The following is a 253-nucleotide window of genomic DNA, read 5'->3' as shown; positions in this document are numbered from 1 at the left end:
AGCAGGGAATTTTTCAGAGGAGAACTACTGGAATCATGATCGATCTCAAGGGTAAAGTCGCCGTCGTCTTCGGCCTCGCAAACAAGCGCAGTATCGCCTGGGGCATCGCGCAGAAACTCGCCGAGGCGGCGCGACCCTCGCGATCTGCTATCAAAGCGAACGGCTGCAGCGCGATGCCGACGCCCTCGCAGCGGAGCTACCCGCCGCCAAGACCTACCAGTGCGACGTCTCTTCCGACGCCGAGATCGATTCC

Annotated in this window: 1 pseudogene; it reads left to right on the top strand. The window is 60.9% G+C overall.

Going from position 1 to position 253, the window contains the following annotated elements:
- Positions 1-35: 35 nt before the first annotated feature.
- Positions 36-253 (top strand): annotated as a pseudogene (locus tag JAO29_RS23270) (SDR family oxidoreductase); the annotation flags it as partial.

Origin of the sequence: Edaphobacter sp. HDX4 (assembly GCF_036877565.1) — a bacterium.
Lineage (GTDB): Bacteria > Acidobacteriota > Terriglobia > Terriglobales > Acidobacteriaceae > Edaphobacter.
The sequence above is the reverse complement of the archived record's forward strand: the minus strand, read 5'-3'. Positions and strand labels throughout refer to the sequence as shown.